This window comes from Bacillus sanguinis, assembly GCF_018332475.1.
GTDB classification, from domain to species: domain Bacteria; phylum Bacillota; class Bacilli; order Bacillales; family Bacillaceae_G; genus Bacillus_A; species Bacillus_A sanguinis.
Genome location: NZ_BOQB01000585.1, coordinates 1 through 341 on the forward strand (window position 1 = coordinate 1; position 341 = coordinate 341).

Annotated in this window: 1 protein-coding gene; it reads right to left on the reverse strand. The window is 33.1% G+C overall.

The window, feature by feature from the left end:
* Positions 1-117 precede the first annotated feature (117 nt).
* Positions 118-341, reverse strand: a 224-nt coding sequence (locus tag KI369_RS28705) for a DinB family protein (protein WP_274382501.1), incomplete at its 5' end; no start/stop codon positions are given.

A 341-nucleotide genomic window follows, 5' to 3' on the forward strand; every position in this document is an offset into this window, starting at 1 on the left:
AAAAGAAAGCCTCTTAAGAAATAAAGTGAAGTTTTAATCTGTCGATCGACCATTCATGCACGATAAAATAGAAGGAGAGACTTCTACAATGAAAGCCTCTCCTTCTTACAAATAATATTACTCTTCCTGCTTTTTAACCATATGTAAATACAGTACAAAATCCATCATTGTCGAAGAATGACCAAGTTGACGAATCATCGCTGTTATATTTCCTCTATGATATGTACCATGATTTACGACATGTTGTACTAACTCTAAAATTGAAGTTTCTAATGCCCCTGCATATGGGTTCTCAATAACAAATACAGCATTCACGTCTTTTATCGTACTTAAAAAATCTT